Origin of the sequence: Paraburkholderia hospita (assembly GCF_002902965.1) — a bacterium.
Classification (GTDB): domain Bacteria; phylum Pseudomonadota; class Gammaproteobacteria; order Burkholderiales; family Burkholderiaceae; genus Paraburkholderia; species Paraburkholderia hospita.
In genome coordinates this window covers 3,697,999-3,723,129 of the sequence record NZ_CP026105.1, presented here as the reverse complement: position 1 = coordinate 3,723,129, position 25,131 = coordinate 3,697,999, and the positions used below count along the sequence as shown (strand labels likewise).

The following is a 25,131-nucleotide window of genomic DNA, read 5'->3' as shown; positions in this document are numbered from 1 at the left end:
ATTGAAGACAGGCTCAGGGGTCTGTAGCTCAGTCGGTTAGAGCACCGTCTTGATAAGGCGGGGGTCGATGGTTCGAATCCATCCAGACCCACCAGCGTCTTGTCTGCGGTGGCTGACTGAAGATTCCCCTGTGTACTGTATGACTGGGGGATTAGCTCAGCTGGGAGAGCACCTGCTTTGCAAGCAGGGGGTCGTCGGTTCGATCCCGTCATCCTCCACCAATTCCCAATGCACAGTGTTCTGCAGAACGCAGAAGACTTCGCATTGGCAATTGAGCCAGTCAGTGAAGATATGCGGTTATAGCAATCGCGATATCGGCTGTCGTTCTTTAACAATCAGGAAGAAGTAGTAAAGAGATTCGCGAAAGCGTGCTTAGAGATGGGCGCGTGAGTAGGTGAATCAGGGTTGTGATTGTATCAATGTATTTTTAAGGGTTGTCGAAAGACAGCCTTGGAATACGGCACAACGCTAAAACTCAACCTGTAGCGAGTGGGTCTGACGTGGTAACACGGAGAGACGCACCCGTTATAGGGTCAAGCGAACAAGTGCATGTGGTGGATGCCTTGGCGATCACAGGCGATGAAGGACGCGGTAGCCTGCGAAAAGCTTCGGGGAGCTGGCAAACGAGCAATGATCCGAAGATGTCCGAATGGGGAAACCCACTCCTTATGGAGTATCCGTAGCTGAATACATAGGCTACGTGAAGCGAACGCGGTGAACTGAAACATCTAAGTAACCGCAGGAAAAGAAATCAACCGAGATTCCCAAAGTAGTGGCGAGCGAAATGGGACCAGCCTGTACTCTTTATCTTTGCTGTTAGCCAAACGCTCTGGAAAGTGCGGCCATAGTGGGTGATAGCCCCGTAGGCGAAAACAGCGAGGAAGAACTAGGTGTACGACAAGTAGGGCGGGACACGTGAAATCCTGTCTGAAGATGGGGGGACCATCCTCCAAGGCTAAATACTCGTGATCGACCGATAGTGAACCAGTACCGTGAGGGAAAGGCGAAAAGAACCCCGGGAGGGGAGTGAAATAGATCCTGAAACCGCATGCATACAAACAGTCGGAGCCTCGCAAGGGGTGACGGCGTACCTTTTGTATAATGGGTCAGCGACTTACATTCAGTGGCGAGCTTAACCGATTAGGGCAGGCGTAGCGAAAGCGAGTCCGAACAGGGCGATTCAGTCGCTGGGTGTAGACCCGAAACCAGGTGATCTATCCATGGCCAGGATGAAGGTGCGGTAACACGTACTGGAGGTCCGAACCCACTAACGTTGAAAAGTTAGGGGATGAGCTGTGGATAGGGGTGAAAGGCTAAACAAACCTGGAAATAGCTGGTTCTCTCCGAAAACTATTTAGGTAGTGCCTCGTGTATCACCTTCGGGGGTAGAGCACTGTCATGGTTGAAGGGTCCATTGCGGATTACTTCGCCATAGCAAACTCCGAATACCGAAGAGTGCAATCACGGGAGACAGACATCGGGTGCTAACGTCCGGTGTCAAGAGGGAAACAACCCAGACCGCCAGCTAAGGTCCCCAAATATGACTAAGTGGGAAACGAAGTGGGAAGGCTAAAACAGTCAGGAGGTTGGCTTAGAAGCAGCCATCCTTTAAAGAAAGCGTAATAGCTCACTGATCGAGTCGTCCTGCGCGGAAGATGTAACGGGGCTAAGTCATATACCGAAGCTGCGGATGCACATTTATGTGCATGGTAGGAGAGCGTTCCGTAAGCCTGCGAAGGTGCACTGGAAAGTGTGCTGGAGGTATCGGAAGTGCGAATGCTGACATGAGTAGCGATAAAGGGGGTGAAAGGCCCCCTCGCCGTAAGCCCAAGGTTTCCTACGCAACGTTCATCGGCGTAGGGTGAGTCGGCCCCTAAGGCGAGGCAGAAATGCGTAGCTGATGGGAAGCAGGTCAATATTCCTGCACCAGTGTGAAATGCGATGGGGGGACGGATCGCGGAAGGTTGTCCGGGTGTTGGAAGTCCCGGTCGCTGCGTTGGAGAAGGTGCTCTGGCAAATCCGGGCACGGAATTCAAGGGCGTGGCGCGAGCTCCTTCGGGAGCGAAGCAATCGGAAGGGGTTCCAGGAAAAGCCTCTAAGCTTCAGTTTCACATTGACCGTACCGCAAACCGACACAGGTGGGCGAGATGAGTATTCTAAGGCGCTTGAGAGAACTCGGGAGAAGGAACTCGGCAAATTGGTACCGTAACTTCGGGATAAGGTACGCCCCTGTAGCTTGATGCCCCTGCGGGCAAAGGGTGAAGGGGTTGCAATAAACTGGTGGCTGCGACTGTTTAATAAAAACACAGCACTCTGCAAACACGAAAGTGGACGTATAGGGTGTGACGCCTGCCCGGTGCCGGAAGATTAAATGATGGGGTGCAAGCTCTTGATTGAAGTCCCGGTAAACGGCGGCCGTAACTATAACGGTCCTAAGGTAGCGAAATTCCTTGTCGGGTAAGTTCCGACCTGCACGAATGGCGTAACGATGGCCACACTGTCTCCTCCCGAGACTCAGCGAAGTTGAAGTGTTTGTGATGATGCAATCTCCCCGCGGCTAGACGGAAAGACCCCATGAACCTTTACTGTAGCTTTGCATTGGACTTTGAACCGATCTGTGTAGGATAGGTGGGAGGCTATGAAGCTGGGACGCCAGTCTCAGTGGAGCCGTCCTTGAAATACCACCCTGGTTTGTTTGAGGTTCTAACCTTGGCCCGTGATCCGGGTCGGGGACAGTGCATGGTGGGCAGTTTGACTGGGGCGGTCTCCTCCCAAAGTGTAACGGAGGAGTACGAAGGTACGCTAGGTACGGTCGGAAATCGTGCTGATAGTGCAATGGCATAAGCGTGCTTAACTGCGAGACCGACAAGTCGAGCAGGTGCGAAAGCAGGTCATAGTGATCCGGTGGTTCTGTATGGAAGGGCCATCGCTCAACGGATAAAAGGTACTCTGGGGATAACAGGCTGATACCGCCCAAGAGTTCATATCGACGGCGGTGTTTGGCACCTCGATGTCGGCTCATCTCATCCTGGGGCTGTAGCCGGTCCCAAGGGTATGGCTGTTCGCCATTTAAAGAGGTACGTGAGCTGGGTTTAAAACGTCGTGAGACAGTTTGGTCCCTATCTGCCGTGGGCGCTGGATATTTGAAGGGGGCTGCTCCTAGTACGAGAGGACCGGAGTGGACGAACCTCTGGTGTACCGGTTGTCACGCCAGTGGCATCGCCGGGTAGCTATGTTCGGAAGAGATAACCGCTGAAAGCATCTAAGCGGGAAACTCGCCTTGAGATGAGATATCCCCGGGGCTTCGAGCCCCTTGAAGGGTCGTTCAAGACCAGGACGTTGATAGGTCAGGTGTGGAAGCGCAGTAATGCGTTAAGCTAACTGATACTAATTGCCCGTAAGGCTTGATCCTATAACAGGTGTGTCTTACCCCAACGGGGTGAGCAGGACACACAGGTTGAGATCGGTGTTGTGCCAGAAACAACACAACCCCCTCTTTACGCTTCTTCCAGATTGGCTGTGGCGCAACACAAATGCGACGCAGCAACCCGTCATGCCTGATGACCATAGCGAGTCGGTACCACCCCTTCCCATCCCGAACAGGACCGTGAAACGACTCCACGCCGATGATAGTGCGGATTGCCCGTGTGAAAGTAGGTAATCGTCAGGCTCCTTACCCAAGACAAGACCCCGCCCTCAAAAGCGGGGTCTTGTCGTTTGCTCTCTACTATAAGTGAGAGCTTATGGGTTTCGAGCGGTCAAGAGCCACTTGACAAGATGTAATCGCTCCCCCATAATCATCAGTTCTCTGCGGAGGGGTGCCCGAGTGGCTAAAGGGGGCAGACTGTAAATCTGTTGGCTTACGCCTACGTTGGTTCGAATCCAACCTCCTCCACCAGATTTCAAAGTGCTGTAACGCAGTTGTCGGGAATCGAGGGATCCTTGCGGGTGTAGCTCAATGGTAGAGCAGAAGCCTTCCAAGCTTACGACGAGGGTTCGATTCCCTTCACCCGCTCCAGCAAGCAAAAGTAGAAGTAGCGCCCATGTGGCTCAGTGGTAGAGCACTCCCTTGGTAAGGGAGAGGTCGGCAGTTCGATCCTGCCCATGGGCACCAGCTAGTACCAAGTGATTGTTTGCGCCGGGCGCAACGTACGGAAAAATCCTCTTAGGAGTCGAAAATGGCCAAAGGTAAGTTTGAGCGGACCAAGCCGCACGTGAACGTCGGCACGATCGGTCACGTTGACCACGGCAAGACCACGCTGACGGCAGCGATCACGACGGTGCTGACCAAGAAGTTTGGCGGCGAAGCGAAGGCCTATGACCAGATCGACGCGGCGCCGGAAGAAAAGGCACGTGGCATCACGATCAACACGGCGCACGTCGAGTACGAAACGGCTAACCGCCACTACGCGCACGTCGACTGCCCGGGCCACGCTGACTATGTGAAGAACATGATCACGGGCGCAGCGCAGATGGACGGCGCAATCCTGGTGTGCTCGGCAGCAGACGGCCCGATGCCGCAAACGCGTGAGCACATCCTGCTGGCGCGTCAGGTCGGTGTGCCGTACATCATCGTGTTCCTGAACAAGTGCGACATGGTGGACGACGCCGAGCTGCTCGAGCTGGTGGAAATGGAGGTGCGCGAGCTGCTGTCGAAGTACGACTTCCCGGGCGACGACACGCCGATCATCAAGGGTTCGGCCAAGCTGGCGCTGGAAGGCGACACGGGCGAGCTGGGCGAAGTGGCGATCATGAACCTGGCCGACGCACTGGATACGTACATCCCGACGCCGGAGCGCGCAGTTGACGGTGCGTTCCTGATGCCGGTGGAAGACGTGTTCTCGATCTCGGGTCGCGGCACGGTGGTGACGGGTCGCGTTGAACGCGGCGTCGTCAAGGTCGGCGAGGAAATCGAAATTGTCGGTATCAAGCCGACGGTGAAGACGACCTGCACCGGCGTGGAAATGTTCCGCAAGCTGCTCGACCAGGGTCAGGCAGGCGACAACGTCGGTATCCTGCTGCGCGGCACGAAGCGTGAAGATGTGGAGCGTGGCCAGGTGCTGGCCAAGCCGGGTTCGATCAACCCGCACACGCACTTCACGGCTGAAGTGTACGTGCTGAGCAAGGACGAAGGCGGTCGTCATACGCCGTTCTTCAACAACTATCGTCCGCAGTTCTACTTCCGTACGACGGACGTGACGGGTTCGATCGAGTTGCCGAAGGACAAGGAAATGGTCATGCCGGGCGACAACGTGTCGATCACGGTGAAGCTGATCAACCCGATCGCGATGGAAGAAGGTCTGCGCTTCGCGATCCGCGAAGGTGGCCGTACTGTCGGCGCAGGTGTCGTTGCCAAGATCCTCGAGTAAGCCAGCTAGTTCTCGTTGATCGGTTGTTTCGGGGTTGGCGATGCCGCCGACCCCAATGGTTTAGGGGTATAGCTCAACTGGCAGAGCGTCGGTCTCCAAAACCGAAGGTTGGGGGTTCGATTCCCTCTGCCCCTGCCAACTCTCGCGTCACATGTGGCGCTCGTTAAGGTGTTATGGCGAATCCTTCCGTCGAAACTGTTAATACTTCCAGCGACAAGCTGATGCTCGTCGCCGGCGTATTGTTGGTCTTGGCCGGGTTCGTGGGGTTCTTCTGGCTGAATGGCCAAGAGTGGTACGTCCGCGGAGCAGCTCTGGCTGTCGGACTGATCGCAGGCGTCGCAGTCGGTCTTCTCTCAGCGCCCGGCAAAGGTTTTATCGCGTTCGCCAAAGATTCGTACAAAGAAGTCCGTAAGGTTGTCTGGCCGACCCGCAAGGAAGCAAGCCAAACGACTCTGGTGGTTTTCGGGTTTGTACTGATCATGGCGGTGTTCCTCTGGATTTGTGATAAATCCATCGAGTGGACAATTTTCTCGGCGATTCTGGGTTGGAAATGATATGAGTGATATTCCGGCATCCCCGAGCGGAAAACGTTGGTACGTGGTGCACGCCTACTCCGGTATGGAGAAGAGCGTGCAACGTGCGCTTCAGGAGCGCATTGAGCGTGCTGGCATGCAGGACAAGTTTGGCCAGATCCTCGTCCCGACGGAAGAAGTCGTCGAGGTGAAGGGCGGCCACAAGTCGGTGACTGAGCGCCGTTTCTTTCCGGGCTATGTGCTCGTTGAAATGGAGATGACAGACGAGACGTGGCACCTCGTGAAAAACACGGCAAAGGTGACCGGTTTCGTGGGCGGTGCGCGCAATCGTCCCAGCCCGATTTCCCCGCGGGAAGTCGAGAAGATCATGTCGCAGATGCAGGAAGGCGTCGAGAAGCCGCGCCCGAAAACCCTGTTCGAAGTGGGCGAGATGGTTCGCGTAAAAGACGGTCCATTTACCGACTTCAACGGCAGCGTCGAGGAAGTGAACTACGAAAAGTCGCGTGTCCGTGTATCTGTGACGATTTTCGGTCGTGCGACGCCGGTCGAATTGGAATTCGGTCAGGTCGAAAAGCTGTAAGTCAGGTTTCGCGGATCGCGCCAGGCGGCGCGGTCCGTCTTTCGCGCTTACGGTCCGCGTAATGGCCGTTGAGGAGCGTCGGTAGTCGAAGCTTGACGAGGGCGCGTTACTACTCACCGAACGCACTCGCGTTCCAAAGAGGTTTTTCAACATGGCAAAGAAAATCATCGGCTTTATCAAGCTGCAGATTCCTGCAGGTAAAGCCAATCCGTCGCCGCCGGTTGGTCCGGCACTGGGTCAGCGCGGCCTGAACATCATGGAGTTCTGCAAGGCGTTCAACGCGCAGACTCAAGCGATGGAGCCGGGTCTACCGATTCCGGTCGTCATCACCGCGTTCGCAGACAAGAGCTTTACGTTCGTTCTGAAGACGCCGCCGGCTACGGTCCTGATCAAGAAGGCTGCGAAGCTCGACAAGGGTTCGAGCAAGCCGCACACCGACAAGGTCGGCAAGATCACGCGCGCTCAAGCTGAAGAAATCGCCAAGACCAAGATGCCGGATCTTACGGCAGCTGATCTGGACGCAGCGGTTCGTACGATCGCTGGTAGCGCCCGCTCGATGGGCATCACCGTGGAGGGCGTGTAAATGGCTAAGCTTTCGAAGCGTCTGCAAGCATTTGCAAACAAGGTTGATCGTCAAAAGCTGTACGCGATCGATGAGGCTCTGTCGCTCGTAAAGGAATGCGCAAGCGCGAAGTTCGACGAGTCGATCGACGTCGCAGTGCAGCTCGGCATCGACGCGAAGAAGTCGGACCAGGTTGTTCGTGGTTCGGTCGTTCTGCCGGCTGGTACCGGTAAGTCGGTTCGTGTTGCTGTGTTCGCCCAAGGTGAAAAGGCTGAGCAGGCTCGTGCAGCTGGCGCTGAAATCGTCGGTATGGAAGACCTGGCCGAGCAAGTCAAGGCCGGTAACCTGAATTTCGACGTCGTGATCGCTTCGCCGGACACGATGCGAGTCGTCGGTACGCTGGGCCAGATCCTCGGCCCGCGCGGCCTGATGCCGAACCCGAAGGTCGGCACGGTCACGCCGGACGTCGCGACGGCAGTCAAGAACGCAAAGGCCGGTCAGGTTCAGTTCCGTGTTGACAAGGCCGGTATCATCCACGCAACCATCGGTCGGGCATCGTTCGAGCCGACGGCTCTGCGTTCGAACCTGAGCGCGCTGGTCGAAGCGCTGCAAAAGGCGAAGCCGGCAACGAGCAAGGGCGTGTACCTGCGCAAGATTGCACTGTCGAGCACCATGGGTGTTGGCGTGCGCGTCGATCAGGCAACGCTGGCAGCACAGTAAAGTTTTAACCGCTTCGGTCGAAGGGCTGGAGCGTTTTAAGGGCTTTGGGCGGTCGCGAGGTTGCAGTCTCAACTTGGCGGCCGGTTGTCAAAGACCGTTGGTGGAGGCGCAGCAGTTGGGTGCTTCCTTAATTCAAGCCAACGCAGATGGCGAACCCGAAAAAGTTTTGAAGTGATGAAGCCGTTCGATCCCCACAGCCATGTGGATCTCGAGCGGTCGAAGTACTCCTGACTGGTCGGACGCCGTTGTTGAACGCGATGTGCGAGGCATGTGCCAAGTGCATCGAATCTGGAGGTTAACCGTGCCACTTAACAAAGAAAGTAAGCAGGCCGTCGTAGCTGAGGTTTCCGCGCAAGTCGCGAAAGCTCAGACGGTGGTTCTGGCTGAGTATCGTGGGATCACGGTTGGCGATCTGACCAAGCTGCGCGCGAAAGCGCGCGAGCAACAGGTGTATCTGCGCGTGTTGAAGAACACGCTGGCGCGTCGCGCTGTCGAAGGTACCCCGTTTGCTTCGCTGGCTGAGCAGATGACTGGTCCGCTGATCTACGGCATCTCGGAAGATGCAATTGCTGCTGCGAAGGTCGTTAATGACTTCGGCAAGAGCAATGACAAGTTGGTCATCAAGGCCGGTTCCTACGAAGGCAAGGTGATGGACAAGGCGGGCGTGCAAGCGCTGGCCAACATCCCGAGCCGCGAGGAACTGCTCTCCAAGCTGTTGTTCGTTATGCAAGCTCCTGTTTCTGGCTTCGCGCGTGCTCTGGCCGCGCTGGCAGAAAAGAAGGAAAGCGAAACTGCGTAAGCAGTGCATCGACGCACTTCAGTCGAGCGTAATTGATCGCTGGCTGTATCCGAATTCAATTTAGGAGTATTTCAAATGGCAATCGCAAAAGAAGACATCCTCGAAGCCGTAAGCTCGATGTCGGTTCTGGAACTGAACGAACTGGTCAAGGCGTTCGAAGAGAAGTTTGGCGTGTCGGCAGCTGCAGTCGCAGTGGCAGGCCCGGCAGGCGGCGGCGCTGCAGCTGCTGTTGAAGAGCAAACGGAATTCACGGTCAACCTGACGGAAGTCGGCGCGAACAAGGTTTCCGTTATTAAGGCAGTTCGTGAACTGACGGGCCTGGGCCTGAAGGAAGCGAAGGACCTGGTCGACGGTGCACCGAAGCCTGTTAAGGAAGCGGTACCGAAGGCTGCTGCTGAAGAAGCCAAGAAGAAGCTGGAAGAAGCCGGCGCGAAGGCTGAAATCAAGTAAGTTTCGGCGCGCTGTGCGAAGGCTGGCGGTTTTCCACCGCCGGCCTTTTTGTGCTTTGTGGGAACGACGTTTTTGCTCTCAAGTTTCGGCAAAAACGTGCTCCCAGAAGCCAAAGAAAATCGCCGTTCGGCAAGTTCGACTGGCGCTTCTCTTTGTCTTCTGAAGCGACTGCAGAAGGCAAGTTTGGTCGGGTAGCGGGCAACACAGGCATCCGCTGCCGTCAGCCAGCGGTTGGTAGCGGCCAACCACCAAGCTTTCAGGCTCGTTCAAGCCATCGGACGGCCAACGGGTCTCAGTCGGTGAACACTCGGGTTGTCACATCAAGGTATCCCGCCTCGACAACAATGCCCGCCGTGATTCGGAGATCGTATGCAATATTCCTTCACCGAGAAGAAGCGTATTCGCAAGAGTTTCGCGAAGCGCCCCATCGTTCACCAAGTACCTTTCCTGCTGGCTACCCAGCTTGAATCATTCAGCACGTTTCTGCAAGCAGAAGTGCCCACAGTGCAGCGCAAACCGGAAGGTCTGCAAGCTGCGTTTACCTCAGTTTTCCCCATTGTTTCGCACAACGGCTTCGCTCGTCTAGAGTTCGTCAGCTACATGCTGTCGCCGCCGGCATTCAACATCAAGGAATGCCAGCAGCGCGGTCTGACTTACTGCTCGGCGCTGCGTGCCAAGGTGCGTCTGGTGCTGCTCGACAAGGAATCGCCGAGCAAGCCCGTCGTCAAGGAAGTGAAGGAGCAGGAAGTGTACATGGGCGAAATTCCGCTCATGACGCCGACTGGCTCGTTCGTCATCAACGGCACGGAACGTGTGATCGTGTCGCAGTTGCACCGTTCGCCTGGCGTGTTCTTCGAACACGACAAGGGCAAGACGCACAGCTCCGGCAAGCTGCTGTTCTCGGCACGGATCATCCCTTACCGTGGCTCGTGGCTCGACTTCGAATTCGACCCGAAGGACGTGCTGTACTTCCGCGTCGACCGTCGTCGCAAGATGCCCGTCACGATCCTGCTGAAGGCAATTGGCCTGACGCCGGAACAGATCCTCGCGAACTTCTTCGTGTTCGATAACTTCACGCTGATGCCGGAAGGCGCGCAGATGGAGTTCGTGCCGGAGCGTCTGCGTGGTGAAGTCGCGCGTTTCGACATTACGGATCGCGACGGCAAGGTCATCGTCCAGAAGGACAAGCGTATCAACGCGAAGCACATCCGCGACCTCGAAAACGCGAAGACCAAATACATTTCGGTCCCCGAAGATTATTTGCTCGGCCGCGTGCTCGCGAAGAACGTCGTTGATGGCGACACGGGCGAAGTGATCGCAAACGCGAACGACGAAGTCACCGAAAGCGTGCTCGACAAGCTGCGCGAAGCGAAGATCAAGGACATCCAGACGCTCTACACGAACGATCTGGATCAAGGTCCGTACATCTCGTCGACGCTGCGTATCGACGAAACGGCCGACAAGATGGCCGCGCGTATCGCGATCTACCGGATGATGCGTCCGGGCGAACCGCCGACGGAAGAAGCCGTCGAGGCGCTGTTCAACCGTCTGTTCTACAGCGAAGAAGCGTACGACCTGTCGAAGGTGGGTCGTATGAAGTTCAACCGCCGTGTCGGCCGTGACGAGATCGTCGGCCCGATGACGCTGCAGGACGACGACATCCTCGCGACGATCAAGATCCTGGTCGAACTGCGTAACGGCAAGGGCGAAGTGGACGACATCGACCACTTGGGCAATCGTCGTGTGCGTTGCGTCGGCGAACTGGCGGAGAACCAGTTCCGCGCGGGTCTCGTACGTGTCGAACGTGCAGTGAAGGAACGCCTCGGCCAGGCCGAAAGCGAAAACCTGATGCCGCACGACCTGATCAACTCGAAGCCGATTTCGTCGGCGATTCGCGAGTTCTTCGGTTCGTCGCAGCTGTCGCAGTTCATGGACCAGACCAACCCGCTGTCGGAAATCACCCACAAGCGCCGCGTGTCGGCACTTGGCCCGGGCGGTCTGACGCGTGAGCGCGCTGGCTTTGAAGTCCGCGACGTGCACCCGACCCACTATGGCCGCGTGTGCCCGATTGAAACGCCGGAAGGTCCGAACATCGGCCTGATCAACTCGCTGGCTCTGTACGCGCACCTGAACGAATACGGCTTCCTCGAAACGCCGTATCGCAAGGTGACGGACAGCAAGGTCACGGACCAGATCGACTATCTGTCGGCCATCGAAGAAGGCCGTTACGTAATCGCTCAGGCGAATGCGGCTGTGGCTGAAGACGGCACGCTGACCGACGAACTCGTGTCGTCGCGTGAAGCGGGCGAAACGCTGATGGTCACGCCGGACCGCATCCAGTACATGGACGTGGCGCCGTCGCAGATCGTGTCGGTGGCAGCATCGCTGATTCCATTCCTCGAGCACGATGACGCGAACCGCGCATTGATGGGTTCGAACATGCAGCGTCAGGCTGTGCCGTGTCTGCGTCCGGAAAAGCCGGTCGTCGGTACGGGTATCGAGCGCACGGTGGCAGTCGACTCGGGCACGACCGTGCAGGCTCTGCGCGGCGGTGTGGTCGATTACGTCGACGCAGGCCGTATCGTGATTCGCGTGAACGACGATGAAGCGGTGGCTGGCGACGTCGGTGTCGACATCTACAACCTGATCAAGTACACGCGTTCGAACCAGAACACGAACATCAACCAGCGTCCGATCGCGAAGGTTGGCGACAAGGTTGCGCGTGGCGACGTGCTGGCTGACGGCGCTTCGACGGACCTGGGTGAACTGGCGCTTGGCCAGAACATGCTGGTCGCGTTCATGCCGTGGAACGGCTACAACTTCGAAGACTCGATCCTGATCTCGGAGAAGGTCGTTGCGGACGACCGTTATACGTCGATTCACATCGAAGAACTGAATGTCGTGGCTCGCGACACGAAGCTCGGACCGGAAGAAATCACGCGCGACATTTCGAACCTCGCGGAAGTGCAGCTTGGCCGTCTCGATGAGTCGGGCATCGTGTACATCGGCGCGGAAGTCGAAGCAGGCGACGTGCTGGTCGGCAAGGTCACGCCGAAGGGCGAAACCCAGCTGACGCCGGAAGAAAAGCTGCTGCGCGCAATTTTCGGTGAAAAGGCGTCGGACGTGAAGGACACGTCGCTGCGCGTGCCGTCGGGCATGAGCGGCACCGTGATCGACGTGCAGGTGTTCACGCGTGAAGGCATCCAGCGCGACAAGCGCGCGCAACAGATCATCGACGACGAACTGAAGCGTTATCGTCTCGACCTGAACGACCAGCTGCGTATCGTGGAAGGCGATGCGTTCCAGCGTCTCGCGCGTATGCTCGATGGCAAGGTCGCGAACGGCGGTCCGAAGAAGCTCGCGAAGGGCACGAAGATCGAACAGGCTTACCTCGAAGATCTGGATCACTACCACTGGTTCGACATCCGCCTCGCGGACGAAGAAGCAGCGGCCCAGCTCGAAGCCATCAAGGATTCGATCGAACAGAAGCGTCACCAGTTCGACCTCGCATTCGAAGAGAAGCGCAAGAAGCTGACGCAAGGCGACGAACTGCCGCCGGGCGTGCTGAAGATGGTCAAGGTCTACCTGGCTGTGAAGCGTCGTCTGCAGCCTGGCGACAAGATGGCAGGCCGTCACGGTAACAAGGGTGTCGTGTCGAAGATCGTTCCGATCGAAGACATGCCGTACATGGCCGATGGCCGTCCGGCTGACGTCGTGCTGAACCCGCTGGGCGTTCCGTCGCGGATGAACGTGGGTCAGGTTCTCGAAGTGCATCTGGGTTGGGCCGCGAAGGGTCTGGGCTGGCGTATCGGCGAAATGCTGCAGCGTCAGGCGAAGATCGAAGAACTCCGCAAGTTCCTGACCAAGATCTACAACGAGTCGGGCCGCGCGGAAGAGCTGGAAAGCTTCTCCGACGACGAGATTTTCGAACTCGCGAGGAACCTGCGCGAAGGCGTGCCGTTCGCAACGCCGGTGTTCGACGGTGCAACGGAAGAGGAAATGTCCAGCATGCTGGATCTGGCCTACCCGGACGACATCGCGAAGAACCTCGGCATGACGCCGTCGAAGAACCAGGTGCGTCTGTACGACGGCCGCACGGGCGAAATGTTCGAACGGACGGTGACGGTTGGCTACATGCACTACCTGAAGCTGCACCACTTGGTCGACGACAAGATGCACGCGCGTTCGACGGGTCCGTACTCGCTGGTCACGCAGCAGCCGCTGGGTGGTAAGGCGCAGTTCGGTGGTCAGCGCTTCGGTGAAATGGAAGTGTGGGCGCTCGAAGCCTACGGCGCATCGTATGTGCTGCAGGAAATGTTGACGGTCAAGTCGGACGACGTGACGGGCCGGACCAAGGTTTACGAGAACCTGGTGAAGGGCGATCACGTGATCGACGCGGGCATGCCGGAATCCTTCAACGTGCTGGTGAAGGAAATCCGCTCGCTCGGTATCGACATCGACCTCGACCGCAACTAATCGGACTACGGAGAGAAAGCAATGAAAGCTCTGCTCGATCTATTCAAGCAAGTCCAACAGGAAGAAGTTTTTGACGCGATCAAGATCGGTCTGGCCTCGCCGGACAAGATCCGTTCGTGGTCGTTCGGTGAAGTCAAGAAGCCGGAAACGATCAACTACCGCACCTTCAAGCCGGAGCGGGATGGTCTGTTCTGCGCGAAGATTTTCGGTCCGATCAAGGACTACGAATGCCTTTGCGGCAAGTACAAGCGCCTGAAGCACCGTGGCGTGATCTGCGAGAAGTGCGGCGTCGAAGTGACGCTCGCGAAGGTGCGTCGCGAACGCATGGGCCACATCGAACTGGCCTCGCCTGTCGCGCACATCTGGTTCCTGAAGTCGCTGCCGTCGCGTCTGGGCATGGTGCTCGACATGACGCTGCGCGACATCGAGCGCGTGCTGTACTTCGAAGCATATGTGGTGATCGATCCGGGCATGACGCCGCTGAAGGCGCGTCAGATCATGACGGAAGAGGATTACTACAATAAGGTCGAAGAGTACGGTGACGAATTCCGCGCTGAAATGGGCGCGGAAGGCGTGCGCGAACTGCTGCGCGCGATCAACATCGACGAGCAGGTCGAAACGCTGCGCTCGGAGCTGAAGAACACGGGTTCGGAAGCGAAGATCAAGAAGTACGCGAAGCGTCTGAAGGTGCTCGAGGCCTTCCAGCGTTCGGGCATCAAGCCCGAGTGGATGATTCTCGAGGTGCTGCCGGTGCTGCCGCCGGAACTGCGTCCGCTGGTTCCGCTGGACGGCGGTCGTTTCGCGACTTCGGACCTGAACGATCTGTATCGCCGCGTGATCAACCGTAACAACCGGTTGAAGCGTCTGCTCGAACTGAAGGCGCCTGAAATCATCGTCCGCAACGAAAAGCGGATGCTGCAGGAAGCCGTCGATTCGCTGCTCGACAACGGCCGTCGCGGTAAGGCGATGACGGGCGCGAACAAGCGTCCGCTGAAGTCGCTCGCCGACATGATCAAGGGTAAGGGCGGTCGTTTCCGTCAGAACCTGCTGGGCAAGCGCGTCGACTACTCGGGCCGTTCGGTCATCGTGGTCGGCCCGACGCTGAAGCTGCACCAGTGCGGTCTGCCGAAGCTGATGGCGCTCGAACTGTTCAAGCCATTCATCTTCAACAAGCTGGAAGTGATGGGTGTTGCTACCACCATCAAGGCTGCGAAGAAGGAAGTCGAGAACCAGACGCCGGTGGTGTGGGACATCCTCGAAGAGGTGATCCGCGAGCATCCGGTCATGCTGAACCGCGCGCCGACGCTGCACCGTCTTGGCATTCAGGCTTTCGAACCGGTGCTGATCGAAGGTAAGGCAATCCAGCTGCACCCGCTCGTTTGCGCAGCGTTCAACGCCGACTTCGACGGTGACCAGATGGCTGTTCACGTTCCGCTGTCGCTCGAAGCGCAGATGGAAGCGCGTACGCTGATGCTGGCGTCGAACAACGTGCTGTTCCCGGCTAACGGCGATCCGTCGATCGTGCCGTCGCAGGATATCGTGCTCGGTTTGTACTACGCGACTCGTGAAGCAGTGAACGCCAAGGGCGAAGGCCTGACGTTCACGGGCGTCTCGGAAGCGCTGCGTGCCTACGAGAACAAGGAAGTCGAGCTCGCCTCGCGCGTCAACGTGCGGATCACCGAAATGGTCCATAACGAAGACAAGTCGGAAGGTGCACCGGCGTTCGTGCCGAAGATCACGCTGTACGCGACGACCGTCGGCCGTTCGATCCTGTCGGAAATTCTGCCGCCGGGCCTGCCGTTCTCGGTGCTGAACAAGCCGCTGAAGAAGAAGGAAATCTCGCGTCTGATCAACACCGCATTCCGCAAGTGCGGTCTGCGTGAAACCGTGATTTTCGCCGACCAGTTGATGCAGTCGGGTTTCCGTCTGGCAACGCGCGCTGGTATCTCGATCTGCGTCGACGACATGCTCGTGCCGCCGCAGAAGGAAACCATCGTCGGCGACGCCGCGAAGAAGGTGAAGGAATACGACCGTCAGTACATGTCGGGTCTCGTCACCTCGCAAGAACGCTACAACAACGTGGTCGACATCTGGTCGGCGACGTCGGAAGCGGTCGGCAAGGCGATGATGGAACAGCTGTCGACGGAACCGGTCACGGATCGCGACGGCAACGAAACGCGTCAGGAATCGTTCAACTCGATTTACATGATGGCGGACTCGGGTGCTCGTGGTTCCGCGGTTCAGATTCGTCAGCTGGCCGGTATGCGTGGCCTGATGGCGAAGCCGGACGGCTCGATCATCGAGACGCCGATTACGGCGAACTTCCGTGAAGGCCTGAACGTGTTGCAGTACTTCATCTCGACCCACGGCGCACGTAAGGGTCTGGCTGATACGGCACTGAAGACGGCAAACTCGGGTTACCTGACGCGTCGTCTCGTCGACGTGACGCAGGATCTGGTGGTGGTCGAGGACGATTGCGGTACGTCCAACGGCGTCGCCATGAAGGCGTTGGTTGAAGGCGGTGAAGTCGTCGAAGCGCTGCGTGACCGTATCCTCGGTCGCGTGACGGTGGCTGACGTCGTCAATCCGGAATCGCAGGAAACGCTGTACGAAACGGGCACGTTGCTCGACGAAGACGCGGTCGAAGAAATCGAACGCCTCGGCATCGACGAAGTGCGTGTGCGTACGCCGCTGACTTGCGAAACGCGCTACGGTCTGTGCGCAGCCTGCTACGGTCGCGACCTGGGCCGCGGCTCGTCGGTCAACGTCGGTGAAGCAGTCGGCGTGATCGCTGCGCAGTCGATCGGTGAGCCGGGCACGCAGCTGACGATGCGTACGTTCCACATCGGTGGTGCGGCATCGCGTGCGGCAGTGGCGTCGTCGGTCGAAGCGAAGTCGAACGGTACGGTGCGTTTCACGTCGACGATGCGTTACGTGACGAATGCGAAGGGCGAGCAGATCGTCATCTCGCGTTCGGGCGAAGCGATGATCACCGACGATCACGGCCGCGAGCGCGAGCGTCACAAGGTGCCGTATGGCGCGACGCTGCTGCAACTCGACGGCGCGCAGATCAAGGCGGGCACGCAACTGGCCACGTGGGATCCGCTGACGCGTCCGATCATCACCGAGTGGGGCGGTACGGTGAAGTTCGAAAACGTCGAAGAAGGCGTGACGGTCGCAAAGCAGATCGACGACGTGACGGGTCTTTCGACACTCGTCGTGATCGACGTGAAGCGCCGCGGCTCGCAGGCTTCGAAGAGCGTGCGTCCGCAGGTGAAGCTGCTCGACGCGAACGGCGAAGAAGTGAAGATCCCGAACTCGGAGCACTCGGTTCAGATCGGCTTCCAGGTCGGCGCACTGATCACCGTGAAGGATGGTCAGCAGGTTCAGGTGGGTGAAGTGCTCGCACGTATCCCGACTGAAGCGCAGAAGACGCGTGACATTACGGGTGGTCTGCCGCGTGTGGCGGAACTGTTCGAAGCACGTTCGCCGAAGGACGCAGGTATCCTGGCGGAAGTCACGGGTACGACGTCGTTCGGTAAGGACACGAAGGGCAAGCAGCGTCTCGTTATCACGGACCTCGAAGGCAATCAGCACGAGTTCCTGATCGCGAAGGAAAAGCAGGTTCTGGTGCACGATGGTCAAGTCGTCAACAAGGGCGAAATGATCGTGGACGGGCCGGCGGATCCGCACGACATCCTGCGTCTGCAGGGTATCGAAGCGCTGTCGCGCTACATCGTGGACGAAGTGCAGGACGTGTACCGTCTGCAGGGCGTGAAGATCAACGACAAGCACATTGAAGTGATCGTGCGTCAGATGCTGCGTCGCGTGCAGATCAGCGACAACGGCGATACGCGCTTCATCCCGGGTGAGCAGGTCGAGCGTTCGGACATGCTGGACGAAAACGATCGCATGGTCGCGGAAGACAAGCGTCCGGCAACGTACGAGAACATCCTGCTGGGTATCACGAAGGCGTCGCTGTCGACCGATTCGTTCATCTCCGCGGCATCGTTCCAGGAAACGACCCGCGTGCTGACGGAAGCGGCGATCATGGGCAAGCGCGACGATCTGCGTGGCCTGAAGGAAAACGTGATCGTCGGTCGTCTGATTCCGGCCGGTACGGGTCTCGCGTTCCACAAGGCGCGCAAGACCAAGGAAATGGCGGATCGCGAGCGTTTCGACCAGATCGCTGCAGAAGAGGCCTTCGAGTTCGGTACGCCGGAAACCCCGGCTGCCGAGCAAACGCCGCACACCAACGAGTAAGCCGGCAGGCGGCGCAAGCCGCCATGCCTGTGAAGTTGGCCGACGTTGCCTGAACCGCCCGGTTTCGACCGGGCGGTTTTTTTTTGCCTTTTGGATCTGCGTTTCTGCCTATGCCTTTCGGACTCTGCCGGACGGCCAGTTACACGACAAAGCTCGGGCGAAGTGCGATTGCGTTGGTAAAATTCGTGTCACCCGCTCCGCGCACTTTTCTCTCTCCTTCATGTCCCGTTCGCTCCAGATCCTCAACGAAGTTTTCGGTTATCCCGCGTTTCGAGGGCAGCAGGGCGAAATCGTCGAACACGTTTCTTCAGGCGGCGACTGTCTGGTGCTGATGCCGACTGGCGGCGGCAAATCGCTGTGCTATCAGATTCCTTCACTGGTGCGCCGCGAAGCTGGGTTGGGCGCAGGGATCGTCGTGTCGCCGCTGATCGCGTTGATGCAAGATCAGGTGGCGGCGCTGAGGGAAGTCGGTGTGCGCGCGGCGTATCTGAACTCAACGCTGTCGGGCGCCGATGCAGCCGCGACGGAGCGCGCGTTGCGTGAGGGCGAAATCGATCTGCTGTATGTCGCCCCTGAACGGCTGATGACGCCGCGCTTTCTCGATCTGATCGAACGCGCGCGCATCGGCTTGTTCGCCATCGACGAAGCGCATTGCGTGTCGCAATGGGGCCACGATTTCAGGCCCGAGTACATCCAGCTTTCGGTGTTGCACGAGCGGTTCCCTTCGGTACCGCGTATCGCGCTGACCGCCACCGCCGACGCGATCACACGCGACGAAATCATCCATCGCCTGGCGCTCGACGACGCGCGTGTGTTCGTGTCGAGCTTCGATCGACCGAACATCCGCTATCGGATCGTCGAGAAGGACAACGCGCGTTCGCAACTGCTCGACTTCATCCGCGCGGAACACACGCGCACGGACGGCACGACTGACGCGGGCGTCGTGTATTGCCTGTCGCGCCGCAAGGTCGAGGAAACGGCCGAGTGGCTGAAAGGGCAGGGAGTGCGCGCGCTGCCATATCACGCGGGCATGGAATTCGAAGTGCGTCAGCGGCATCAGGAGATGTTTCAGCGCGAGGAAGGCGTCGTGATGTGCGCGACGATTGCGTTCGGCATGGGCATCGACAAGCCGGATGTGCGCTTTGTCGCGCATCTGGATTTGCCGAAGAGCGTCGAAGGCTATTACCAGGAGACGGGGCGTGCCGGCCGTGATGGTTTGCCGGCGAACGCCTGGATGACGTACGGTCTCGGCGACGTCGTGCAGCAGCGCAAGATGATCGACGAATCCGAAGCCGACGACGCGCATAAGCGCGTGCAAACCGGCAAGCTCGACGCGTTGCTCGGTTTGTGTGAAGCCGCGACGTGCCGGCGCGTGCGGCTGCTCGCTTACTTCGGCGAAGAGGGCAAGCCGTGCGGCAACTGCGATACATGTCTCGAGCCGCCGGCGTCGTGGGATGCGACGCGTGAATCGCAGATGGCGCTGTCATGCGCGTTTCGTGCGCAGCGCGCTAGCGGCTTCAATTTCGGCGCAGGACATCTGATCGACATTCTTCGCGGCAATCGTACTGAGAAGATTCTGCAGCGTGGCCACGAGAAGCTGAGCACCTTCGGAATCGGCGCGGCGTTGTCCGAGCATGAATGGCGTGCGGTGTTTCGCCAGTTGGTCGCATTCGGATTTCTCACCGTCGATCACGACGGTTTCGGCGCCCTCGTGCTGACTGAAGCCAGTAAGCCCGTGCTAAAAGGCGAGCAACAAGTGACGATGCGTCGCTATGTGAAGCCGGTGCGCACGCGTCAATCTTCGGGACGCACAAGCGAACGGGCCGATCCGACAGCGGGCATGAATTCACGCGAGCGAGCGCGTTGGGACCGCCTGCGCGCTTGGCGCACCGAAACCGCGAAGAGCGATGGCGTACCGGCGTACGTCATTTTCCACGACGCCACGCTGGCCGAAATCGCGCGTAATTCCCCGGAATCGCTCGAAGATTTGCGCCACATTCCCGGCATGGGCGCGCGCAAGCTCGACCGTTTCGGCGACGAGCTGCTCGAAGTCGTCGCCGCGGATTGAGTTCGAACAGCCCGCCAACCCTTTCGAATCGACGCAACCTGTTGACTCGTTTGGGATTTTCGGAATATGATGCTAGGTTCCGGTTCTTGGCGGGATTGCGTGCGATGCAAGCTCGTCGCCGACACGTCAAGGCTGGAAGTCAGCAGTAGTCAGAAACGCGTCATTTTCTGCTTTGCCCAGAAACGAACGCGTCGATTTTGTTCAATTTCAGGAATAAACAATGCCAACCATCAATCAACTGGTTCGCAAAGGCCGCACGTCGGAAACGACGAAGAGCAAGAGCCCGGCCTTGCAGGACTGCCCCCAGCGTCGCGGCGTGTGCACCCGTGTGTACACCACGACACCTAAGAAGCCTAACTCGGCGCTCCGTAAGGTCGCCAAGGTTCGTCTGACGAACGGCTTCGAAGTCATTTCGTACATCGGTGGTGAAGGCCACAACCTGCAGGAACACTCGGTCGTGCTGATCCGCGGCGGCCGTGTGAAGGACTTGCCGGGTGTGCGTTACCACATGGTTCGTGGCTCGCTGGATACCCAGGGCGTCAAGGATCGTAAGCAAGCTCGCTCGAAGTACGGTGCGAAGCGTGCCAAGGCTGGCAAGTAAGCAGCCGGTCAGCAGTAACAGGTCGCTCGCAAGAGCGGTTTAGCGGTGGTGCCGGAGAGCCGGTGCTGTCGAGTAAGTGGTCACCCGACCAGGCTGGTAAGTCGTTATGGATGAATCGGGTTAGTTGGTGGCCGCGGGGTGGGTGCATGAAAGCGCCGCTCCAACTGAAAAGTTAAAGGAAGAAACATGCCGCGTCGTCGCGAAGTTCCCAAGCGGGAAGTGTTGCCGGATCCGAAGTTCGGTAACGTTGATGTTGCAAAATTCATGAACGTGCTGATGCTCTCCGGTAAGAAGTCGGTTGCCGAGCGCATCGTGTACGGCGCTTTCGAACAGATCCAGACCAAGGGTGGCAAGGACCCGCTGGAAGTGTTCACGGTAGCGCTCAACAACGTGAAGCCGGTGGTCGAAGTGAAGAGCCGTCGCGTTGGTGGTGCGAACTATCAGGTTCCGGTCGAAGTGCGTCCGTCGCGTCGTATGGCATTGGCGATGCGTTGGTTGCGTGAAGCCGCGAAGAAGCGCAGCGAGAAGTCGATGGCTCTGCGTCTGGCTGGTGAACTCTCCGAAGCGGCTGAAGGCCGTGGCGGCGCGATGAAGAAGCGCGACGAAGTTCACCGGATGGCAGAAGCCAATAAGGCGTTCTCGCATTTCCGTTTCTAAGCATCCCGTCCCCGGGCTGGCAGTAAAGCGGAAAGAAATTCCGGGCGGGTGCGCTTACAAAGCGCCTCGCCCGTTTGTGTTAGAGCGCGATGGACTGGTTTCCATCGTGTCATCCCAATAGAGGATTAAAGTGGCTCGCAAGACACCTATCGAGCGCTACCGCAACATCGGTATTAGCGCTCACATCGACGCCGGCAAAACGACGACGACCGAGCGCATCCTGTTCTATACCGGCGTGAACCACAAGATCGGTGAAGTGCACGACGGCGCCGCCACCATGGACTGGATGGAGCAGGAACAGGAACGTGGTATTACCATCACGTCCGCTGCTACCACGGCGTTCTGGAAAGGCATGGCAGGCGACCGCGCCGAGCACCGTATCAACATCATCGACACCCCGGGCCACGTCGACTTCACGATTGAAGTCGAGCGCTCGATGCGCGTGCTCGACGGTGCGTGCATGGTCTACTGCGCTGTGGGCGGCGTGCAGCCGCAGTCGGAAACGGTGTGGCGCCAGGCGAACAAGTACAAGGTTCCCCGTCTCGCGTTCATCAACAAGATGGACCGCACCGGCGCGAACTTCTTCAAGGTCTACGACCAGCTCAAGCTGCGTCTGAAGGCGAACCCGGTTCCCGTCGTCGTGCCGATCGGCGCGGAAGAGAACTTCACGGGCGTCGTCGATCTGATGAAGATGAAGGCGATCATTTGGGACGAAGCGTCCCAAGGTACGAAGTTCTCGTACGAAGACATCCCGGCTGAACTGGTCGATTCGTGCAACGAATGGCGCGAAAAGATGATCGAAGCCGCGGCTGAGTCGAGCGAAGAATTGATGAACAAGTACCTCGAAGACGGCGAGCTGTCGGAGGCGGAAATCATCAAGGGTCTGCGCGACCGTACGATCGCTTGCGAAATTCAGCCGATGCTGTGCGGCACCGCGTTCAAGAACAAGGGCGTACAACGTATGCTGGACGCCGTTCTGGACTTCCTGCCGTCGCCTGTCGACATTCCGCCGGTTACGGGCGAACTGGAAAACGGCGAAAAGGGTGAGCGCCGCGCTGCCGACGACGAAAAGTTCTCGGCACTGGCATTCAAGATCATGACGGACCCGTTCGTCGGCCAGCTGATCTTCTTCCGTGTGTACTCGGGCGTCGTGAATTCGGGCGACACCGTGCTGAACGCGACCAAAGACAAGAAGGAACGTCTCGGTCGTATTCTGCAGATGCACGCGAACCAGCGCGAAGAAATCAAGGAAGTGCGCGCAGGCGACATCGCTGCTGCAGTCGGACTGAAAGACGCAACGACCGGCGACACGCTGTGCGATCCGCAAAGCCCGATCGTGCTCGAACGCATGATTTTCCCGGAGCCGGTGATTTCGCAGGCTGTTGAGCCGAAGACGAAGCCTGACCAGGAAAAGATGGGTCTGGCGCTGAATCGTCTGGCTCAGGAAGATCCGTCGTTCCGCGTTCAAACGGACGAAGAATCGGGTCAAACCATTATTTCGGGCATGGGCGAGCTCCACCTGGAAATTCTGGTTGACCGTATGAAGCGCGAATTCGGCGTTGAAGCTACCGTCGGCAAGCCGCAGGTTGCTTACCGCGAAACGATTCGCGGCAAGGCGGAAGACGTTGACGGCAAGTTCGTCAAGCAGTCGGGTGGTCGCGGCCAATACGGCCACGCGGTCATCACGCTCGAGCCGAATGAGCAAGGCAAGGGCTACGAGTTCCTCGACGAGATCAAGGGTGGTGTGATTCCGCGCGAATACATCCCCGCGGTCGACAAGGGTATCCAGGAAACGCTGAAGGCAGGCGTGCTGGCAGGCTTCCCGGTCGTCGACGTCAAGGTTCACCTGACGTTTGGCTCGTACCACGACGTTGACTCGAACGAAAATGCGTTCCGCATGGCCGGCTCGATGGCGTTCAAGGAAGCAATGCGCAAGGCTCAACCGGTCATCCTCGAACCGATGATGGCTGTCGAAGTCGAAACGCCGGAAGACTACATGGGCAACGTGATGGGCGACCTGTCGGGCCGTCGCGGTATTGTTCAGGGTATGGAAGACATGATTGGCGGCGGCAAGATCGTTCGCGCTGAAGTGCCGCTGTCGGAAATGTTCGGCTACTCGACGTCCCTGCGCTCGTTGAGCCAAGGTCGTGCAACGTACACGATGGAATTCAAGCACTATTCCGAAGCGCCGCGTAACGTGTCGGAAGCGATCATCAACGCGAAGTCGAAGTAAGACCTCGCGAAGTCAATCATCGAACAACTTTTTGAAAGAAGAGAACCATGGCTAAAGGTAAATTCGAACGGACCAAGCCGCACGTGAACGTCGGCACGATCGGTCACGTTGACCACGGCAAGACCACGCTGACGGCAGCGATCACGACGGTGCTGACCAAGAAGTTTGGCGGCGAAGCGAAGGCCTATGACCAGATCGACGCGGCGCCGGAAGAAAAGGCACGTGGCATCACGATCAACACGGCGCACGTCGAGTACGAAACGGCTAACCGCCACTACGCGCACGTCGACTGCCCGGGCCACGCTGACTATGTGAAGAACATGATCACGGGCGCAGCGCAGATGGACGGCGCAATCCTGGTGTGCTCGGCAGCAGACGGCCCGATGCCGCAAACGCGTGAGCACATCCTGCTGGCGCGTCAGGTCGGTGTGCCGTACATCATCGTGTTCCTGAACAAGTGCGACATGGTGGACGACGCCGAGCTGCTCGAGCTGGTGGAAATGGAGGTGCGCGAGCTGCTGTCGAAGTACGACTTCCCGGGCGACGACACGCCGATCATCAAGGGTTCGGCCAAGCTGGCGCTGGAAGGCGACACGGGCGAGCTGGGCGAAGTGGCGATCATGAACCTGGCCGACGCACTGGATACGTACATCCCGACGCCGGAGCGCGCAGTTGACGGTGCGTTCCTGATGCCGGTGGAAGACGTGTTCTCGATCTCGGGTCGCGGCACGGTGGTGACGGGTCGCGTTGAACGCGGCGTCGTCAAGGTCGGCGAGGAAATCGAAATTGTCGGTATCAAGCCGACGGTGAAGACGACCTGCACCGGCGTGGAAATGTTCCGCAAGCTGCTCGACCAGGGTCAGGCAGGCGACAACGTCGGTATCCTGCTGCGCGGCACGAAGCGTGAAGATGTGGAGCGTGGCCAGGTGCTGGCCAAGCCGGGTTCGATCAACCCGCACACGCACTTCACGGCTGAAGTGTACGTGCTGAGCAAGGACGAAGGCGGTCGTCATACGCCGTTCTTCAACAACTATCGTCCGCAGTTCTACTTCCGTACGACGGACGTGACGGGTTCGATCGAGTTGCCGAAGGACAAGGAAATGGTCATGCCGGGCGACAACGTGTCGATCACGGTGAAGCTGATCAACCCGATCGCGATGGAAGAAGGTCTGCGCTTCGCGATCCGCGAAGGTGGCCGTACTGTCGGCGCAGGTGTCGTTGCCAAGATCCTCGAGTAAAATCGCGGATTGCTGTAGCAATATGCAGTGCCCGGGTCTGGGCACTCGCGCTCAGCGGGCGCCCGGACCTACGCTCTTTTTCTAATCGGCGGTGCAATATCGCCTCGCTCTTTCCAAGGAATTCGTCATGCAGAACCAGAAAATCCGCATTCGCCTGAAGGCATTCGACTACCGTCTGATCGATCAATCGGCTGCTGAAATCGTCGACACAGCAAAGCGGACGGGCGCAATCGTTCGCGGTCCGGTGCCCCTGCCGACCCGCATTCAGCGTTTCGACATCCTGCGTTCGCCGCACGTCAACAAGACGTCGCGCGACCAGCTCGAAATCCGCACGCACCAACGCCTGATGGACATCGTCGATCCGACGGACAAGACCGTTGACGCGCTGATGAAGCTGGACCTGCCGGCTGGCGTGGACGTCGAAATCAAGCTGCAGTAAAGGTCTCGGACGGCATCCAGATTCGCGGATGCCGCTAAGTCTTTGATTGCTTGCAGAAAACGAAAAGCCTCGCTATAATGCAAGGCTTTTCGCGCATTTGCGTAAAAAAGCCGTTGCAATTCGTCTCTGAAACGCTCGGCATT

15 protein-coding genes, 6 tRNA genes and 2 rRNA genes are annotated in these 25,131 nt (G+C 58.4%); all 23 read left to right on the top strand.

Annotated features, from left to right (window positions below):
* Positions 1-17: 17 nt before the first annotated feature.
* A tRNA-Ile gene (locus tag C2L64_RS16970) sits at positions 18-94 on the top strand.
* Positions 95-145: 51 nt separating this feature from the next.
* Positions 146-221 (top strand) — tRNA-Ala (locus C2L64_RS16965).
* 310 nt (positions 222-531) lie between these two features.
* A 23S ribosomal RNA gene (locus tag C2L64_RS16960) occupies positions 532-3,412 on the top strand.
* 144 nt (positions 3,413-3,556) lie between these two features.
* Positions 3,557-3,670, top strand: a 5S ribosomal RNA gene (gene rrf, locus C2L64_RS16955).
* 142 nt (positions 3,671-3,812) lie between these two features.
* Positions 3,813-3,898 (top strand) — tRNA-Tyr (locus tag C2L64_RS16950).
* A gap of 46 nt (positions 3,899-3,944) precedes the next feature.
* Positions 3,945-4,018, top strand: a tRNA-Gly gene (locus tag C2L64_RS16945).
* A gap of 21 nt (positions 4,019-4,039) precedes the next feature.
* Positions 4,040-4,114: transfer RNA gene (locus C2L64_RS16940), tRNA-Thr, on the top strand.
* 64 nt (positions 4,115-4,178) lie between these two features.
* Entirely contained in the window at positions 4,179-5,369 is a 1,191-nt protein-coding gene (gene tuf / locus C2L64_RS16935) for an elongation factor Tu (RefSeq protein ID WP_063497539.1), read from the top strand.
* A gap of 62 nt (positions 5,370-5,431) precedes the next feature.
* Positions 5,432-5,507 (top strand) — tRNA-Trp (locus C2L64_RS16930).
* 35 nt (positions 5,508-5,542) lie between these two features.
* Positions 5,543-5,923 carry a preprotein translocase subunit SecE gene (secE, locus tag C2L64_RS16925; RefSeq protein ID WP_007578365.1) on the top strand — a complete coding sequence of 127 codons (381 nt, stop codon included), beginning with the start codon at positions 5,543-5,545 and terminating at the stop codon, positions 5,921-5,923.
* Between the two features lies 1 nt (position 5,924).
* Entirely contained in the window at positions 5,925-6,482 is a 558-nt protein-coding gene (gene nusG / locus C2L64_RS16920) for a transcription termination/antitermination protein NusG (protein ID WP_007578364.1), read from the top strand.
* Positions 6,483-6,633: 151 nt separating this feature from the next.
* Positions 6,634-7,065, top strand: coding sequence for a 50S ribosomal protein L11 (gene rplK / locus C2L64_RS16915; protein WP_007578363.1), 432 nt, complete (start codon positions 6,634-6,636; stop codon positions 7,063-7,065).
* Entirely contained in the window at positions 7,066-7,764 is a 699-nt protein-coding gene (gene rplA / locus C2L64_RS16910; protein WP_007578362.1) for a 50S ribosomal protein L1, read from the top strand.
* 268 nt (positions 7,765-8,032) lie between these two features.
* Positions 8,033-8,563, top strand: a complete 531-nt coding sequence (gene rplJ, locus C2L64_RS16905; RefSeq protein ID WP_176133888.1) for a 50S ribosomal protein L10 — start codon at positions 8,033-8,035, stop codon at positions 8,561-8,563.
* A 75-nt stretch (positions 8,564-8,638) separates the two neighbouring features.
* Positions 8,639-9,013, top strand: coding sequence for a 50S ribosomal protein L7/L12 (gene rplL, locus C2L64_RS16900; RefSeq protein ID WP_007578360.1), 375 nt, complete (start codon positions 8,639-8,641; stop codon positions 9,011-9,013).
* Between the two features lie 369 nt (positions 9,014-9,382).
* Positions 9,383-13,489 (top strand): DNA-directed RNA polymerase subunit beta, encoded by a 4,107-nt coding sequence (gene rpoB, locus C2L64_RS16895; RefSeq protein WP_079483662.1) that lies wholly within the window; start codon positions 9,383-9,385, stop codon positions 13,487-13,489.
* 21 nt (positions 13,490-13,510) lie between these two features.
* Positions 13,511-17,752, top strand: a complete 4,242-nt coding sequence (rpoC, locus tag C2L64_RS16890; protein ID WP_007578358.1) for a DNA-directed RNA polymerase subunit beta' — start codon at positions 13,511-13,513, stop codon at positions 17,750-17,752.
* 220 nt (positions 17,753-17,972) lie between these two features.
* Positions 17,973-19,820 carry a DNA helicase RecQ gene (gene recQ, locus C2L64_RS16885; protein WP_007578357.1) on the top strand — a complete coding sequence of 616 codons (1,848 nt, stop codon included), beginning with the start codon at positions 17,973-17,975 and terminating at the stop codon, positions 19,818-19,820.
* A gap of 220 nt (positions 19,821-20,040) precedes the next feature.
* On the top strand, positions 20,041-20,421 hold the full coding sequence (gene rpsL / locus C2L64_RS16880) for a 30S ribosomal protein S12 (protein WP_006053290.1): 381 nt from the start codon (positions 20,041-20,043) through the stop codon (positions 20,419-20,421).
* Between the two features lie 186 nt (positions 20,422-20,607).
* On the top strand, positions 20,608-21,078 hold the full coding sequence (gene rpsG, locus C2L64_RS16875; RefSeq protein ID WP_006053291.1) for a 30S ribosomal protein S7: 471 nt from the start codon (positions 20,608-20,610) through the stop codon (positions 21,076-21,078).
* A 130-nt stretch (positions 21,079-21,208) separates the two neighbouring features.
* On the top strand, positions 21,209-23,311 hold the full coding sequence (gene fusA / locus C2L64_RS16870; protein WP_007733823.1) for an elongation factor G: 2,103 nt from the start codon (positions 21,209-21,211) through the stop codon (positions 23,309-23,311).
* Positions 23,312-23,358: 47 nt separating this feature from the next.
* Entirely contained in the window at positions 23,359-24,549 is a 1,191-nt protein-coding gene (tuf, locus tag C2L64_RS16865) for an elongation factor Tu (protein WP_063497539.1), read from the top strand.
* A gap of 127 nt (positions 24,550-24,676) precedes the next feature.
* Complete coding sequence (gene rpsJ, locus C2L64_RS16860) at positions 24,677-24,988, top strand: 30S ribosomal protein S10 (RefSeq protein WP_006998489.1); 312 nt, start codon at positions 24,677-24,679, stop codon at positions 24,986-24,988.
* The last annotated feature ends 143 nt before the right edge of the window (positions 24,989-25,131 follow it).

Coding starts and splice junctions, on each gene's coding strand:
- tuf (WP_063497539.1), top strand. CDS start 4,179: ATGGCCAAAGGTAAGTTTGAGCGGACCAAGCCGCACGTGAACGTCGGC.
- secE (WP_007578365.1), top strand. CDS start 5,543: ATGGCGAATCCTTCCGTCGAAACTGTTAATACTTCCAGCGACAAGCTG.
- nusG (WP_007578364.1), top strand. CDS start 5,925: ATGAGTGATATTCCGGCATCCCCGAGCGGAAAACGTTGGTACGTGGTG.
- rplK (WP_007578363.1), top strand. CDS start 6,634: ATGGCAAAGAAAATCATCGGCTTTATCAAGCTGCAGATTCCTGCAGGT.
- rplA (WP_007578362.1), top strand. CDS start 7,066: ATGGCTAAGCTTTCGAAGCGTCTGCAAGCATTTGCAAACAAGGTTGAT.
- rplJ (WP_176133888.1), top strand. CDS start 8,033: ATGTGCCAAGTGCATCGAATCTGGAGGTTAACCGTGCCACTTAACAAA.
- rplL (WP_007578360.1), top strand. CDS start 8,639: ATGGCAATCGCAAAAGAAGACATCCTCGAAGCCGTAAGCTCGATGTCG.
- rpoB (WP_079483662.1), top strand. CDS start 9,383: ATGCAATATTCCTTCACCGAGAAGAAGCGTATTCGCAAGAGTTTCGCG.
- rpoC (WP_007578358.1), top strand. CDS start 13,511: ATGAAAGCTCTGCTCGATCTATTCAAGCAAGTCCAACAGGAAGAAGTT.
- recQ (WP_007578357.1), top strand. CDS start 17,973: ATGTCCCGTTCGCTCCAGATCCTCAACGAAGTTTTCGGTTATCCCGCG.
- rpsL (WP_006053290.1), top strand. CDS start 20,041: ATGCCAACCATCAATCAACTGGTTCGCAAAGGCCGCACGTCGGAAACG.
- rpsG (WP_006053291.1), top strand. CDS start 20,608: ATGCCGCGTCGTCGCGAAGTTCCCAAGCGGGAAGTGTTGCCGGATCCG.
- tuf (WP_063497539.1), top strand. CDS start 23,359: ATGGCTAAAGGTAAATTCGAACGGACCAAGCCGCACGTGAACGTCGGC.
- rpsJ (WP_006998489.1), top strand. CDS start 24,677: ATGCAGAACCAGAAAATCCGCATTCGCCTGAAGGCATTCGACTACCGT.